General features: G+C 67.9%; 13 protein-coding genes. 1 reads left to right on the forward strand and 12 read right to left on the reverse strand.

Annotated elements, in window-relative coordinates; translation table 11 throughout:
- Positions 1 to 28 precede the first annotated feature (28 nt).
- From pheS to PFX98_RS23935, 6 genes are all read right to left on the reverse strand, one after another.
- Positions 29 to 1084 (reverse strand): phenylalanine--tRNA ligase subunit alpha, encoded by a 1056-nt coding sequence (gene pheS / locus PFX98_RS23910; RefSeq protein WP_285232968.1) that lies wholly within the window; start codon positions 1082 to 1084, stop codon positions 29 to 31.
- A 126-nt stretch (positions 1085 to 1210) separates the two neighbouring features.
- A complete protein-coding gene (rplT, locus tag PFX98_RS23915; protein WP_102766472.1) occupies positions 1211 to 1567 on the reverse strand; it encodes a 50S ribosomal protein L20 in 357 nt (118 codons plus the stop codon).
- Positions 1568 to 1591: 24 nt separating this feature from the next.
- Positions 1592 to 1795 carry a 50S ribosomal protein L35 gene (gene rpmI / locus PFX98_RS23920; protein WP_285232969.1) on the reverse strand — a complete coding sequence of 68 codons (204 nt, stop codon included), beginning with the start codon at positions 1793 to 1795 and terminating at the stop codon, positions 1592 to 1594.
- Between the two features lie 144 nt (positions 1796 to 1939).
- On the reverse strand, positions 1940 to 2437 hold the full coding sequence (infC, locus tag PFX98_RS23925) for a translation initiation factor IF-3 (protein ID WP_285235688.1): 498 nt from the start codon (positions 2435 to 2437) through the stop codon (positions 1940 to 1942).
- A 120-nt stretch (positions 2438 to 2557) separates the two neighbouring features.
- A complete protein-coding gene (gene thrS, locus PFX98_RS23930; protein WP_285232970.1) occupies positions 2558 to 4477 on the reverse strand; it encodes a threonine--tRNA ligase in 1920 nt (639 codons plus the stop codon).
- Positions 4478 to 4699: 222 nt separating this feature from the next.
- Positions 4700 to 5245, reverse strand: coding sequence for a glycine zipper 2TM domain-containing protein (locus PFX98_RS23935; protein ID WP_285232971.1), 546 nt, complete (start codon positions 5243 to 5245; stop codon positions 4700 to 4702).
- A gap of 182 nt (positions 5246 to 5427) precedes the next feature.
- Between PFX98_RS23935 and PFX98_RS23940 the strand changes: the two genes are divergently transcribed.
- Positions 5428 to 6372, forward strand: coding sequence for a hypothetical protein (locus PFX98_RS23940; RefSeq protein ID WP_285232972.1), 945 nt, complete (start codon positions 5428 to 5430; stop codon positions 6370 to 6372).
- A gap of 7 nt (positions 6373 to 6379) precedes the next feature.
- Here the strand turns inward: PFX98_RS23940 and PFX98_RS23945 are convergent, their stop codons facing one another.
- From PFX98_RS23945 to PFX98_RS23970, 6 genes are all read right to left on the reverse strand, one after another.
- Positions 6380 to 7462 carry a patatin-like phospholipase family protein gene (locus tag PFX98_RS23945; RefSeq protein WP_285232973.1) on the reverse strand — a complete coding sequence of 361 codons (1083 nt, stop codon included), beginning with the start codon at positions 7460 to 7462 and terminating at the stop codon, positions 6380 to 6382.
- Positions 7463 to 7479: 17 nt separating this feature from the next.
- Entirely contained in the window at positions 7480 to 9675 is a 2196-nt protein-coding gene (locus PFX98_RS23950; RefSeq protein WP_285232974.1) for a TonB-dependent receptor plug domain-containing protein, read from the reverse strand.
- A 125-nt stretch (positions 9676 to 9800) separates the two neighbouring features.
- Positions 9801 to 12149, reverse strand: a complete 2349-nt coding sequence (locus PFX98_RS23955; protein ID WP_285232975.1) for a Tex family protein — start codon at positions 12147 to 12149, stop codon at positions 9801 to 9803.
- 62 nt (positions 12150 to 12211) lie between these two features.
- Positions 12212 to 12961 (reverse strand): ethanolamine ammonia-lyase subunit EutC, encoded by a 750-nt coding sequence (gene eutC, locus PFX98_RS23960; protein WP_285232976.1) that lies wholly within the window; start codon positions 12959 to 12961, stop codon positions 12212 to 12214.
- Positions 12958 to 14340 carry an ethanolamine ammonia-lyase subunit EutB gene (locus PFX98_RS23965; RefSeq protein WP_285232977.1) on the reverse strand — a complete coding sequence of 461 codons (1383 nt, stop codon included), beginning with the start codon at positions 14338 to 14340 and terminating at the stop codon, positions 12958 to 12960. The genes eutC and PFX98_RS23965 overlap by 4 nt, the downstream gene beginning before the upstream one ends.
- 44 nt (positions 14341 to 14384) lie before the next feature.
- Positions 14385 to 15671 carry a BaiN/RdsA family NAD(P)/FAD-dependent oxidoreductase gene (locus PFX98_RS23970; RefSeq protein ID WP_285232979.1) on the reverse strand — a complete coding sequence of 429 codons (1287 nt, stop codon included), beginning with the start codon at positions 15669 to 15671 and terminating at the stop codon, positions 14385 to 14387.
- Positions 15672 to 15714 lie beyond the last annotated feature (43 nt).

Below are 15714 nucleotides of genomic sequence, written 5' to 3' on the forward strand. Positions count from 1 at the left end.
TCGGTGGTGGGCGGCAGCAGCGTCTCGTTCACTTGAACTGGGACAGGAAGCGCAGATCGCCATCAAAGAACAGGCGCAGGTCGTTCACGCCATAGCGCAGCATGGCCAGGCGGTCGATGCCCGAGCCGAAGGCGAAGCCGATATAGCGCTCCGGGTCCAGGCCCATATTGCGTATCACCTGGGGGTGCACCTGGCCGGCACCGGAGACCTCCAGCCAACGGCCTTTCAGCGGGCCGGACTCGAACATGATGTCGATCTCGGCGCTGGGCTCGGTGAAGGGGAAGTAGCTGGGGCGGAAGCGCAACTCGAGCGCGTCGGTCTCGAAGAAGGCCGTGATGAAGTTCAGGTAGACCGACTTCAGATCCTTGAAACTGATGTTCTCGCCCACCCACAGGCCCTCGACCTGGTGGAACATGGGCGAATGGGTGGCGTCGCTGTCCACGCGGTAGGTGCGGCCGGGTGCGATCACGCGAATTTCCGGCATCCCTTCGGGTGTGCTCGCCTGATGCGCATAGCGGCGCGCATGCGCCTGCGCATAGCGGATCTGCATCGGCGAGGTGTGCGGGCGCAGATTGAACCAGCGGCCGCCCTCGTCCTTCATGTCCACGTAGAAGGTGTCCTGCATCGAACGCGCGGGATGGTTCTCGGGGTTGTTCAGTGCCGAGAAGCTGAACCAGTCGGTCTCGATCTCGGGGCCGTCGGCGACGTCGAAGCCCATCGAACCGAAGATGGCCTCGATGCGCTCCATCGCACGCGTGATCGGGTGCAGGCCACCGGTGCCACGCTGGCGGCCGGGCAGGCTCACGTCCAGGGCCTCGGCCTTCAGTTGCAGGGCCAGCTCGGCGTCGGCGAGTTGCTGGCGGCGCGCCGTCAGCGCGCTCTCGATGCCTTGCTTGAGCTGGTTGATCTCGGCGCCACGACTCTTCTTTTTCTCGACCGTGAGGGCAGCCAGTCCCTTCATCAGCTCGGTGACCCGCCCAGACTTGCCCAGGAATCGGGCCTTGGCATTTTCCAGGTCGGCGGGTGTGTTGGCCGCGGCAAACTCTGCCTGGGCGCTTTGAAGCAGTTGATCGAGGTCGTTCATCGCTGGGGCGAGTCGGAATCAAATAAGAAAAGGCCGAACACCAGGGTGTCGGCCTTTAAAGGTGCGCGCCCCGGCTTGCACCGGGGCCGCCACGGCCAACCCGCAGAGCGGGCTGGCTGCTGGCAATTAAGCGAGAGCGGCCTTCACCTTGGCGAAGATGCTGGCAAAACCAGCAGGATCGTTGACGGCGAGATCGGCCAGGACCTTGCGGTCGATGTCGATCTGAGCCTTCTTCAGGCCAGCCACGAACTTGCTGTAGGTCAGTCCCAGACCGCGGCTTGCGGCGTTGATACGCGCAATCCACAGGGCACGGAACACGCGCTTCTTGGCACGGCGGTCACGGTAGGCGTACTGGCCCGCCTTCATCACCGCCTGCTTGGCGATGCGGAAGACGTTCTTACGACGACCACGGAAGCCCTTGGCCAGAGCCAGGACCTTCTTGTGACGAGCACGGGCGGTTACACCACGTTTGACGCGAGGCATGTTGTATCTCCTTGAATATGTGGATTACAGACCAGCAAAGGGCAGCATCTGAGCGATGTGACCCATGTTGGTTTCATGCACGTCGGTCGCACCACGCAGGTGGCGCTTGTTCTTCGTGGTCTTCTTGGTCAGGATGTGGCGCTTGAACGCCTGACCGCGCTTGACGGTACCACCCGGACGCACGCGAAAACGCTTCTTCGCGCTGCTCTTGGTCTTCATTTTGGGCATGTTATTGCTCCTTTTAAGTACGTCCCAGGGGCGGCCTCGATTCACTCGCTGCACTTGTTGGCCTCTGGAGACTAATAAACCCGCCGACGACCAAATCGGCGGGTTGAAACTGCAAGACCTCGGCTCGCGCCGAGGCCTCTTGCGTCAGCGCTTCTTGGGCGCCAACACCATGATCATCTGCCGGCCTTCCAGCTTGGGCATGTTCTCGACCACGGCCACATCCGACAGCTCATCGCGAATGCGCTCCAACAAGCGCATGCCGATGTCCTGGTGGGTGATTTCGCGACCGCGATAACGCAGCGTCACCTTACCCTTGTCACCGTCTTCGGCAATGAAGCGGCGCAGATTGCGCATCTTGATCTGGTAGTCGCCCTCGTCCGTACCCGGGCGGAACTTGACTTCCTTGATCTCGATGACCTTCTGCTTGGCCTTGGCCTCGGCAGCACGCTTCTGCTCCTGGTACTTGAACTTGCCGTAATCCATCAACCGGCACACGGGCGGGTTGGCGGTGGCAGAGATCTCGACCAAGTCCACATCCAGCTCACCCGCCATGCGCAGGGCTTCCTGGATGCTCACAACCCCGATAGGCTCGTTTTCCGGGCCATTCAGGCGGACTTCGGGAGCAAGAATTTCACGGTTCAGCCGATGCTTTCGCTCGGGAATCGCACGACGGTCAGCAAAAGTAGCGATGGTGCCACCCTTTCAATAAACCCAAGGCAGGGGCTCAGACAAAAGCAAAAACGCGCCCAGCTTTCAACCTCTTCAGGTCTTGGCCGCAATGTCGCTGGTGATCTTCGCGATGAAGTCTTCCAGCGCCATCACACCCAGATCTTGGTTGCCACGGGCGCGCACCGCAACGGCTCCATTTGCCTTCTCCTTGTCGCCAACGACCAGGATGAACGGAACCTTTTGCAAGGAATGCTCGCGGATTTTATACGTGATTTTCTCGTTCCGCAAATCACTCGAGACCCTAAGCCCTTGTTTTTGCAGCGTTTTCACGATTTCCGCGACGTAATCCGCCTGTGCATCGGTGATATTGGCCACCACCACCTGGGTCGGCGCCAGCCAGGCCGGCAGCGCGCCGGCATGCTGTTCGATCAGGATGCCGATGAAGCGCTCCAGGCTGCCGACGATGGCCCGGTGCAGCATCACGGGCGTCTTGCGCTCGCCATGCTCGTCCACATACTCGGCGCCCAGGCGGCCGGGCATCGAGAAGTCCACCTGCATGGTGCCGCATTGCCATTGACGGCCCAACGCGTCCTTCAGCGTGTACTCGATCTTGGGGCCGTAGAAGGCACCGTCGCCGGGGGCGATGACGATTTCCACGCCCGAAGCGCGCAGCGATTCCATCAAGGCATGCTCGGCCTTGTCCCACACCTCGTCAGAGCCGATGCGGGCCTCGGGGCGCGTTGCGACCTTGTAGATGATGTCGGTGAAGCCGAAGTCCTTGTAGACCTTCTGCAGCAGCGCCGTGTAGTTGACGCACTCCTGCAGGATCTGGTCTTCGGTGCAGAAGATGTGGCCATCGTCCTGCGTGAAACCACGCACGCGCATGATGCCGTGCAGGCCGCCGGTGGGCTCGTTGCGATGGCACTGGCCGAATTCGCCGAAACGCAGCGGCAGGTCGCGGTAGCTCTTGATGCCGTGCTTGAAGATCAGGATGTGACCGGGGCAGTTCATCGGCTTGAGCGCGTAGTCGCGCTTTTCCGATTCGGTCGTGAACATATTGTCGCGGTACTTGTCCCAGTGGCCCGTCGCCTCCCAGAGCGTCTTGTCCAGCAGCTGCGGGCCCTTGACCTCCTGGTAGCCGTTGTCACGGTAGACCGCGCGCATGTACTGCTCGACCTGCTGCCACACCGTCCAACCCTTGGGGTGCCAGAACACCACGCCGGGCGCGTGCTCGTCGATGTGGAAGAGCTCCAGCTCCTTGCCCAGCTTGCGGTGGTCGCGCTTCTCGGCTTCTTCCAGCATCACGAGGTACTTGGCCAGGTCATCCTTGGTCGCCCAGGCGGTGCCGTAGATGCGCTGCAGCTGCTCGTTGCGATGGTCGCCGCGCCAGTAGGCACCGGCCACCTTCATCAGCTTGAAGTGCTTGAGCTTGCCGGTGGACGGCACATGCGGGCCGCGGCACAGATCGGTGAAGGCGCCCTCGGCGTACAGCGACACATCCTGGTCGGCCGGGATGCTCTCGATGATCTCGGCCTTGTAGGCCTCGCCTATGCCCTTGAAGTAGCTGACGGCCTCGTCGCGCGGCAGCACCGAGCGCAGCACCTTCTCGTCCTTCTTGGCCAGCTCGGCCATCTTGGCCTCGATGGCGGCCAGATCCTCGGGCGTGAAGGGGCGCTTGTAGCTGAAGTCGTAGTAGAAGCCATGCTCGATCACCGGGCCGATGGTGACCTGGGCCTCGGGGAACAGCTCCTTCACCGCATAGGCCAGCAGGTGGGCCGTCGAGTGGCGGATCACCTCCAGGCCATCGGCATCCTTGTCGGTGATGATGGCCAGCTGCGTGTCGGCCTCAATCAGGTGGCTGGTATCCACCAGGCGCGCGGCATCGCCCTGCCCCACGCGTCCGGCCAGTGCGGCCTTGGCCAGGCCGGCGCCGATGGAGGCGGCCACCTCGGCCACCGTGACGGCCTGGGCGAACTCGCGCTTGGAACCGTCTGGCAATTGAATCGAAATCATGATGAGCAAACTCCAAAAAGCAAAAAGCGCGGCCACTTGCCGCGCTGTTCAATGCCGGACGTTTGAGTTCCAGCTGAGATGAGACGTGACGAGCCGCGGCCGACTAAACCCTTGAGGTGGTGGTCGTAGTTCGCGGTGTCATAACCAAGTCGCCTTTCTCAGCCCTTGTGCGTTGATCGTGGCCCAATTGTAGGCGAGGCCCGGGTTGGGCCGTCAAGCGCATCACAAGCGTTGCAGGCGACCCTCAACCACGCGCACGCGCTCGCCCACCCGCAGGCCGTCCAGACGCTCGAAATCAAAGGCCTGCTCGCCCGCGCCCTCCAGGTGGACCCAGACGCGAAAGCGCGCCTGAACACGCCTCTCATCGCGCCGCCCCTCCTGGCGTTCGATCTCATTGCCGATCACGGCGCCCGCCACGGCCCCGATCACCGTCGCGGCGGCGCGACCTTCGCCACGCCCCATCTGGTTGCCCACCACGCCGCCGATGACGCCACCGACCACGGCGCCGGCCCCGCTGCTGCCCGGGCGTTCGTTCTCGTAGCGCCCGTCATAGCGGCTCTCGCGCCCACCGCCCAGCTGTTCAATGCTGCGCACATGGCCGTACTGAACGAACTGTTGCGCGCCACGGTAGTCGGCCCCGTAATAGCCTTGCTGATAGGGCTGCGGATAGCCCCGCTGATCGCGCGGCCCATGGGCGCACGCAGACAGGCTCAACAGCCCGAACAGCAGGCATGGGGCAAACAGTCTTGAGGGAAGCAAGGCCATCATCTGAAACTCCAGGAAGCAATCCGACCCCGCCACAACGCCGCCAGCGCCCGGCCGGTTGTCAGGCATTTACGTTTGTTACGGCGCGCGGCTCCCTAAGTTTCAGGCTGGGGCCGGCGGCACTCTGGGCGTAGCCTGCGAACTTTCGAGCACGCCGCTCGAGAGCCACCGCAAAGGGAAGCGCCATGCCCCACCCACACCACTTCACCGCGCTGCTGGCCCTGCTGATCGCCTCGGCCTCGTACGCGGCGCCCCGCCAGCTCGACGTCAGCGCCCCCGGCGGTTTTCTCAACGCCTGCGCCGCCCCCAGCGGTGGCGGCAGCGGCGGCTGGGCCGGCGACGACATCAGCGGCTGGTTCACCAGCGGCAGCTGCGATGGGCATGACTTCGGCAGCCCGGGCGGTGCCAGCGGCAGTGCCGCATCCAGCGGCCCCTCAATCAGCAACAACGCCAGCGGCTGGGCGACGCTGGGCGCGACGCTGATGAGCGCCGAGAACCACTCGCCGGCGTCCACCTTCTTCGCGCATGGCGGCGTCAACGGCGGCTATACCGATCAGCTGACGGTGTTGCTGCCGGGCTTCGAGGGTCAGGCCGGCTACCTGCTGCTCCGGGTGGGTGTGGCCGGCACCCTGCAAGCCAGCGCCGAGACCGGCGCGGCCGGTTTCGAGGTGGTGCCCTATGTCAACAAGCAGTTGCTCAATGCCGGCAACCCGGGCTATGACGACGGCAGCTCCAACCATCTGTGGGCCACCGATCGCCAGGTCGGCGCCTGGGGCGTGGCCTCGGCCCCGGATGCCAGCCTGGCGGTCAACGAGATCGTGGTGTTCAGCCTGCCGGTCGTGGTCGGACAGGCGCTGGATGTCGGCATCTACGCGATGGCCGAGGCCGGCCAGCGCAGCTCGGGCGGTTTCCCCGGCTGGTATGCCAACAGCCAGGTGCAGTTCGGCAGCTTTCTGGCCGGCGCGCCGCTGCTGATGATCGGCGGCCAGGCGCAGCCGGGCTTCAGCATCAGTTCCGCCTCGGGCTTCGACTGGACGCAGGCCGCGGCCGTACCCGAGCCGCAGCAATGGGCGCTGTGGGCCGCCGGCCTCGGCTGGCTGGTACTGCGGCTGCGGCGCCGCGCCGGCTGAACCGGCCCTACAGCGCCATGGCCTGAAGACCGGGCCTGGCGCAGGCGGCCGCGAATTCGTCGCGCAGACGCTGACTCTCCGCGATAGCGCGCCGCCAGGCCGCGGCGCGCGCGGCCACGTCGTCGCCGAAATGCATGAAGTCCGCGCGGTCCGGCAGCTTGGCGCGCGGCAGGCTGGCCACCCAGTCGGGGTGCGGGGCCAGCAGCACCACGTTGTCCAGAAACGCCGAGGCGCGATGCCGGTGCTTGAGCGCCTTGTCCAGCCAGCCCGGGATGACTTCGCGCTGGAAATGCGGGTACAGCACCAGGCCGTCGCCCAGCATGGCGGCGTAGTTCAGGTGCAGGTGGTAGTCGGTGATGCCACCGTCCCAGTAGGCACCGGCGGGTGCGCCGGCGATGTCGTGCACGGCGCGCAACCAGAACGGAATCGAGCAGCTCGCCAGCATGGCCGCCTGCAGGTTCGCGGGGCTCAGCGCCACCTGCCGGCTGCGGTAATCGTGCAAGGGCATGGGCAGGGGCGCGCGCGGGTCCGAGAACACCACGCGTTCCAGCCAGCCGCCCATGGCGCGGCGCGACAGGGCATTCGCGGCGAAGGCCGCGCCATAGCCCAGCGGCGTGCGCCAGCGGCTCTCGCGCGCCAGCAGATGGCGGCCGCGCGAGGTGAACACATGCAGGCGCCAGCGCGGGTGGGCCAGCAGCTCGGCCTCGCGGCCGTCGAAGATCGCGGCCAGCGTGGCGGCAAAACCGCGGCTCACCGCACTGGCATCGGGCTGCTTGCCCGGCGCACTCTCGTAGCGCTGCGCCACATAGGCCTCGGCCATGCGCTCGAACTCGCGCGCCGCCGCCGCGCCGTCCCGCGCCAGGCAGGCCGTGGCCATGCGCCAGCAGCCGATCGAGGCACCCAGCAGATGCACCTCCTGGGCGCTGGCGGCCAGCCACTCGCCGAAGATGAAACGGTCCAGCGGATTCAGGATCAGGCCCTTGGGTCCGCCGGCCGCCGCGGGGATCACCCGCACATCGTCGGGCCGCAGGCCGCGTTCGGCCAAGCGCGCGCGCGCTCGCGGTCCTGCGAAGATCTGCAAGGCCTGCATGCCGTCCCTTACCCCGCCTACAGCTTCATTTCCAGGTTCACGCCAAACCAGCCACGGCCCTCGCGCGTGCTGGTGCTGCCGTAACCGCTGGCCAGCAGGGTCGCGGAGCGCGTCTGCACCGGGGCGAAGTTGTTGGCCGAGACGCGCAGCGACAGCTGGCGGCTGAAGGCCCATTGGGCGAACATGTCCAGCGAGCGCGTGCGCGTGATCTCGAGCGCCTGCACGGCCGTCTGCTGGGTCGCGTAACCCGGCGTGTAGGCCAGGCTCGCCCCCATATTGAGCGGCAGGCCGCTGACGCGGTAGTCGAAGCCCAGATTGGCCGACCAGGGCTGCTGGCTGTCCAGGCGGTTGTTGGGGCCCAGCACCGCGTCCACCCTGGAGTGGTAGAAATTCAGCGCCGCACGCAGATTCAGCGCCAGCTTGGGATCGAAGAGCGCGGGCAGCAGCTCGCCGGCACGGCCCTTCATCTCCAGCTCCAGGCCCATGCTCTGCGCCTTGGAGAAGTTCACCGGCCGCGACACATAGCGCTGCACCGGCGACCACGACACCGTCTCCAGCGTGGTGACGCTGCGTATCAGCTCGTTCACATGACGGTAGAAGCCGCCCACGCTGATCATGCCGCCGCCGGCCAGGTACTTCTCGAAGGCGATGTCCAGGCCGGTGGCCAGCTCGGGCTTGAGCCCGGGGTTGCCGACGCGGTCGGGCGCCAGCTCGGTATTGGCCATGCCGGCATCGGGGAACAGGCTGCTCAGGGCCGGCCGTGCCAGCAGGGCGTTCAGGTCCGGCGCCTTGTAGCTGCGCGTCAGCGAGGCGCGTATCAGGTCGCGCCCCTTGGCGTCGAGCTTGTAGTTCAGGTGCCAGACCGGCGTGATCACGCGGCTGGTGTTGCGCACCTCCTCGCCCAGACCCACGCTCTCGGTGGCGATGCGCTCGCCGCGCAGTCCCAGATAGGTGGACCATTGCGGCGAGAGCTCCCACTCGTCCTGCACGAACAGGGCCTGGCGCTGGATGCGTGCGCCAAAGGGCTGGCCGTCGAACTCGGGCAGCTGCGGCCGGCCCAGCTCGGTCACCGTGCGCTCCTCGTTGCGCTTGCGCCATTCCAGGTCCCAGCCCAGGGTCAGGCTATGGGCATCGCCCAGCAGCTGGGCGTACTTGCCGGCCTGGGTCAGGCTGCGGTCGTGGTTGTCGCCGACCGTGTGGCGCTGGTCGGCGCCGGCGCGATAGGTCTGGGTATCGAAGATGCTCTTGGAGTCGCCCGCGCCGGCCTTGAGCTCGACGCGCTGGCTGTCGCTGAAGCGGTTCACGTACTGCGCATTGGCGCGCAGGTTCTGCCAGATGCCATGGCTGTAGGCATCGTCGTCGATGCTGGCATTGGGCGTCACCGCCTCGTTGCGGTAGAGCTGGCGGTTGTTCCAGTTGCCGCGTTGGGCAAAGCCCTGCAGGCTCAGCGTCTCCTCGTCGCTCAAGCGCCAGTTGACGCGCGGCGCGCTGTTGAACCCATGGCCCCAGACCGGCTGCAGCTGGTGCTGCACCGAGCTGGCCGGCTTGCCATCGGTGCCGGGCATGGTGCGCGCCAGCGTCGCTTCGTTCTGGCTGCGCCACTCGAACGCCGAGACCGGCAGCGACAGGGCCAGCGGCCCCAGCGTCTCGCCGAAGGTGAAGGTGGCCGAGGGCGTGGGCCGCACCGCGCTATAGCCGACACCCAGGCGCAGATCGCGCTGGGTCACGCGCGGGGCGTCCTTCAGGATGATGTTGATCGCGCCGGCCACGGCCTGCGCGCTCTGGTCGGCGGTGGGGCCCTTGGTGACCTCGATGCGCTCCACCTGCGCGGGGCTCAGCTGGTCCAGCTGGAAGCCGGGCGGCGCCGGATCGCCGTTGATGAGTATCAGCGTGTAGCCGGCGCCCAGGCCGCGCATGCGCGGCGCGCCGCCGGCCAGATCGACCCCGGGCAGGCGCTTCAGCACATCGGCCACATTGGTGTCGCCGTACTTGTCCATCTCCTCGCGGCCATAGATCTGCTTGGCCACGGTGGCCTTGCGGCGCAGATCGGTATCGCTCTGCCGGCTGGAGGTGATTTCCACGCGGTCCAGCTTGGCGCCGGCCGGCCGCTGCTGCGGTTCACCCACGCCGGGGGGCAGGTCTTGCGCGCGGGCCGGGCTGGCGCACAGCGCGAGGGTGGCAGCGGCCACGGCGGACAGGACAAAGGCTCTCAAGAAGTACTCCAGGGGACGATCGGACGCGCGGCACCATAGCCCAGACGCGCGCGCCGGTCAGCCGCCATGCGATCAGTTGCGGGATCCGGGGTGCCAAGCCCGGCCCGCAGTATCTCAGCGCTCGCTCAGCGTTTGCCCTGCAGCTTGGCAAAGGCCGCGGCCATGGCATTGCCACCCGCGGCGGCCGGGGCGCTGTGCGCACGCGCTGCACCCGCCGGGCGCTCGTGGCGCGCCGCCGGGCGGAAGCTGTTGTCCTGCGCCTTGCGCTCGCCGCGCGGCGCGGCGGCGGCATCCAGCTTCATGGTCAGCGAGATGCGCTTGCGCGCCAGGTCCACCTCCAGCACCTTGACCTTGACGATGTCGCCGGTCTTCACCACCTCGCGCGCATCGCTGACGAACTTGTTGGCCAGCTGGCTCACATGCACCAGGCCGTCCTGGTGCACGCCCAGGTCCACGAAGGCACCGAACTGCGCCACGTTGGAGACCGTGCCCTCCAGCACCATGCCTTCCACCAGGTCCTTGATGTCGTCCACGCCGTCATTGAAGCGCGCCACCTTGAAGTCCGGGCGCGGGTCGCGGCCGGGCTTCTCCAGCTCGGCAAACACGTCCTTGACCGTGATGGCACCGAACTTCTCGTCCGCAAAGGCCTCGGGCTTGAGCGCACGGATCACGTCGCTGCGCCCCATCACCTCGGCCGCCGGGCGGCCCAGCTGGGCCAGCACGCGCTGCACCAGCGGGTAGGTCTCGGGGTGCACGCCCGAGAGATCCAGCGGGTTGTCGCCATCGCGGATGCGCAGAAAACCCGCCGCCTGCTCGAAGGTCTTGGGGCCCAGGCCGGTCACGTCCAGCAACTGCTGGCGGTTCTTGAAGGCACCGTGGGTGTCGCGCCAGCGCACGATGCTGGCGGCCACCGCGTTGGAGAGGCCCGAGACGCGCGACAGCAGCGGCGCCGAGGCGGTGTTGAGGTCCACCCCCACCGAGTTCACGCAGTCTTCCACCACCGCCACCAGCGTACGCGCCAGCTCGCTCTGGTTCACGTCGTGCTGGTACTGGCCCACGCCGATGCTCTTGGGGTCGATCTTCACCAGCTCGGCCAGCGGGTCCTGCAGGCGGCGTGCGATCGAGACGGCGCCGCGCAGGCTCACGTCCAGGTCCGGCAGCTCCTTGGAGGCGAACTCGGAGGCCGAGTACACCGAGGCGCCGGCCTCGCTGACCACCACCTTGTCGATCACGGTGCCGGGTGCCAATTGCTGGATGCGCTTGATGAGGTCGGCCGCCAGCTTGTCGGTCTCGCGGCTGGCCGTGCCGTTGCCGATCGCGATCAGGTTCACACCATGCGTGGCCACCAGACTCGCCAGCGTGTGCAGCGAGCCTTCCCAGTCCTTGCGCGGCTCATGCGGGTAGACGGTGTGGGTGTCCAGCACGCGGCCGGTGTCGCTCACCACCGCCACCTTCACGCCGGTGCGGATGCCAGGGTCCAGACCCATCACCACGCGCTTGCCGGCCGGCGCGGCCAGCAGCAGATCGCGCAGGTTCTCGGCGAACACCTTGATCGCGACCTTCTCGGCCTCGTCACGCAGGCGCGCGAACAGGTCGCGCTCCAGGCTCATGCTGAGCTTGACCTTCCAGGTCCAGGCCACGGTCTTGCGCAGCAACTCGTCGCTGGCACGCTTGCCATGGCTCCAACCGAGATGGCGCGCGATGCGGCCTTCGGCCAGCCCAGGCTGGCCGGCCACCAGTTCCTCGTCCAGCACCAGCTTGGCATCCAGGAACTCCTGGGTGCGGCCGCGGAACACCGCCAACGCGCGGTGCGAGGGCACGGTGCGTATGGGTTCGGCGTAGTCGAAGTAATCGCGGAACTTGGCGATGTCGGGGTTGTTCTCGTCCTTGCCTTCCATCAGCTTGGACTGGAACAGGCCCTCAGCCCACAGCCATTCGCGCAGCTTGCCGATCAGCAGGGCATCCTCGGCCCAGCGCTCGGAGAGCAGGTCGCGCACGCCGTCCAGCACCGCGAAGGCGTCGGCAAAACCCAGCTCGGCATTCACGAAGGCTGAGGCCTCGGCCTGCGGGTCCAGCGTGGGGTCGGCAAACAGCTTGTCGGCCAGCGGCTCCAGGCCGGCCTCGCGGGCGATCATGCCCTTGGTGCGGCGCTTCTGCTTGTAGGGCAGGTAGAGGTCTTCCAGCTCCTGCTTGGTGGGCGCGGCCTCGATGGCAGCGCGCAGCTCGGGCGTGAGCTTGCCCTGCTCTTCGATGCTCTTGAGCACCGCGGCGCGGCGCTCTTCGAGCTCGCGCAGATAGCCCAGGCGCGACTCCAGCTCGCGCAGCTGGATGTCGTCGAGGCCGTCGGTGGCCTCCTTGCGGTAACGGGCGATGAAGGGCACGGTGGCCCCGCCATCGAGCAGCTCCACGGCGGCGTGGATCTGGGCCGGGCGAACTTTCAGTTCGGCGGCAATCTGAAGCAGGATCTTGTCCAAAACGTCGGGGATCGGCTGAATGCGAAGCGCGCGAGTTTGCCACAGCGGGCCATGCAGCGGCGTCAGCGCGCCAGCAGCAGGGTCTCGCTCTCGTCCTTCAGGCCCACGCCGCTCAGGCGGCGGCGCAGGGCCTCGCGCAGCAGCCAGTTCAGGCGCAGCGCCGCCAGCGCGGGCGCCAGGCCTTGCGGGCGGATATTGCTGATGCAGTTGCGCTGGGCATCGTGGCAGCCCAGGCGTGGCGCGTGGGTGAGGTAGGCACCCAGGCTGTCGGGCGAAGACAGCCCCGGTCGCTCACCGATCAGCATCAGGGCCAGGCGCGCACCCATCAGCCCGGCCGCCTCGTCGGCCAGGGCCACGCGCGCCTGGCTGGCCAGCAGCAGCGGCGCCAGACTGAACTCGCCGCGCAATGCGTCGCGCAACGCCCGCAAGAGCGGCACGGCGTGCGCCTGCACCGCCTTGGCCGAGAGCCCGTCGCCCAGCACGATCAGCAGATCCACCGCCGCCCCGCCCTGCGCTTCCAGGCGCTGCGCGCTCGCCGCGTCCAGCCGGCGGCCCAGATCGGGCCGGCGCAGGTACTCGGCGCGGTCGGCGGCACGGCTGGCCACGCGCAAGCTGGCCCAGCCCTCGGCCTGCAGCGCCGCCTCCAGGGCGGGCAGATCCAGGGCCTGGTGCACGGCATCGCGCGCCTGCGCATGCGCCGCCCCGAAGGCCAGCAGCTCGCGCGTGGGCAGGCTGGCGCCAGCGCGGCCCAGGGCGATGCGCGCCGGCGTGTGGCGGCGCAGCTCGGCCCAGGGGTCAGTAGGTGTGCTCATGACTTCGGCAAGAGCCGCTGCAAGGCCGCTGCCAAGGCGGGCTGGGCAGGCGCCGGCAAGAGCGCGCCCGCCGCATCGGTGATGGACATGGCTTGCAGCCAGGCCTCGAACTCGGGCGCACGGCGCAGGCCCAGCAGCTGGCGCACAAACAGCGCGTCGTGGAAGGAGGTGCTCTGGTAGTTCAGCATCACGTCGTCGGCCCCCGGCACGCCCATCATGAAGTTGAGGCCGGCGCTGGCCAGCAGCACCAGCAGGTTGTCCATATCGTCCTGGTCGGCCTCGGCATGGTTGGTGTAGCAGATGTCGCAGCCCATCGGCAGGCCCAGCAGCTTGCCGCAGAAGTGATCTTCCAGCCCGGCACGGATGATCTGTTTGCCGTCGTACAGATACTCCGGGCCGATGAAGCCCACCACCGTATTCACAAGCAGCGGCCGGTAGCGCCGCGCCACCGCATAGGCGCGCGCCTCCAGGGTCTGCTGGTCCACGCCATGGTGGGCATTGGCCGAGAGCGCCGAGCCCTGCCCGGTCTCGAAGTACATCAGGTGCTCGCCGCCACGCCCGAGCCCGCGCACCGCCGCATGTGCCTCGTCCAGCAGCGCGAGGTCGATGCCGAAGCTGCGCTGCGCGGCCTCGGTACCGGCAATCGACTGGAACACCAGGTCCACCGGCGCGCCCTGCTGCATCGCCTGCAAGGTGTTGGTGACATGGGTGAGCACGCAGCTCTGGGTGGGGATGGCATGGTGCGCGATCAGCTCATCCAGCATGTGCAGCAACCGCAGCTGCGCGGCCACGCTGTCGGACACCGGGTTGATGCCAATCACCGCGTCGCCCGCGCCATACATCAGCCCATCAATGATGCTGGCCAGGATGCCGGCGGGCTCGTCCGCCGGATGGTTGGGCTGCAAGCGCACGGCCAAGGTGCCGGGCAGGCCCAGGGTGGCGCGAAAGCGTGTCACCACCCGGCAGCGGCTCGCCACCAGCAGCAGGTCCTGGTTGCGCATCAGCTTGCTCACCGCCGCCACCATCTCGGGCATGAGGCCGGGCGCCAGGGCGGCGAGGCTGGCACCATCGGCGGCGAGCAGCCAGTCGCGCAACTCGCCCACGGTGAGATGCGCCACCGGCGCAAAGGCGGTGGCAGGGAGGCCGTCGATGATGAGGCGCGTGATCTCGTCGGCCTCATAAGGCACCAGGGCCTGGTGCAGAAAGGTATTCAGCGGCAGCTCGGCCAGCGCAATGCGCGCGGCCACGCGCTCGGCGGCACTGCGCGCCGCCAGGCCGGCCAGTTCGTCGCCCGAACGCGCCGGGCTGGCTTTGGCCATCAGCTCGCGCAGATCGGCAAAGTGGTAGCTCTGTGCTCCCAGGCTGGCGCGGTATCCCATGGCGGCGTCCTGCTGTAAGCCCCCAGCGTAGCAGCTGGCGCTGGCTAAGCGTTCAGATACGCCGCCGCGCCCTCGCCCGCCACCCAGCCGCTGGCCATGGCGGCGGTGAGCAGATAGCCGCCGGTGGGTGCTTCCCAGTCGAGCATCTCGCCGGCGCAGAACAGGCCGGGCACCTGCCTGAGCATCAGGCGGGCATCGAGCTCGCCCAGGCAGATGCCGCCCGCCGTGCTGATCGCCTCGGCCACCGGGCGCGGGCGCGCCAGGCGCAGCGGCAGCTGCTTGAGCGTGCGCGCCAGCAGCGCCGTGTCCAGGTACTCGGCCTTGCTGAGCACCTCGTGCAGCAGCCCGGCCTTCAGCCCCTCGATGCCCAGCCGGCTCTTCAGGTGCGTGGACATCGAACGCGTGCCGCGCCCGCGCGCCACCTCGGCCGCCACCTGGGCCTCGCTGCGGTCGGGCAGCAGGTCCAGCCGGATCAGGGCCTCGCCGAACTCGTCGATTTCCTCGCGCAGGAGGCTGGAGGCGGCATAGATCAGCGAGCCCTCCAGCCCGCTGGCGGTGATGACGAACTCGCCCTGGCGCGCAAAGTGGCGCCCGCTGCGGCCCTCGAAATGCAGGGCCACGGGCTTCACCGGCAGACCGGCAAAGCGCTCGGCAAACAGCGCGCTCCAGCCGGGCGACGGCGCATCGGCGCGCCGCGGGCCCAGGTCGAAGCCGCAGTTCGAGGGGCGCAGGCCCGCCACCGCCACGCCGCGCGCCGTCAGCAGCGGCACCCAGCCGGCGTTCGAGCCGAGCTGGGGCCAGGAGGCCCCGCCCAGCGCCAGCACCACCGCGTCCGCCGCCACGCTGAACTCCTGCCCGGCCTGCGAGAACAGCAGCTCGCGCCGCTCGTTCCAGCCCAGCCAATGGTGGCGCATATGAAAGCGCACGCCCGATTCGCGCAGCCGGCTCAGCCAGGCACGCAGCAGCGGTGCGGCCTTCATGTCGACCGGGAACACCCGCCCCGAGCTGCCCACAAAGGTCTGCACGCCCAGGCCCTGCGCCCATTCGCGCAGGCCCGGCCCGTCCAGATGCTGCAGCCAGGCGGCCACCTCGGCACAGGGCTCGCCACGGCCGGTGCTGTAGCGGCCGGCAAAGGCCTCGCCGGGCTCCGAGTGGGTGAGGTTGAGCCCGCCCTTGCCGGCCAGCAGGAACTTGCGGCCCACCGAGGCCATGGCGTCGTAGACATCCACCTCGGCGCCGGCGGCGCGCAGGCGCTCGGCGGCCATCAGGCCGGCCGGGCCGCCACCGATCACGAGGGCACGAGGGGGGGACGATGGCAGGGAATCAGGCATGGACACTCGCGACAACAACTGGTCGCGAGTGTGCCAGATCGCC

This window comes from Paucibacter sediminis, assembly GCF_030254645.1.
GTDB classification, from domain to species: Bacteria; Pseudomonadota; Gammaproteobacteria; order Burkholderiales; family Burkholderiaceae_C; genus Paucibacter_B; species Paucibacter_B sediminis.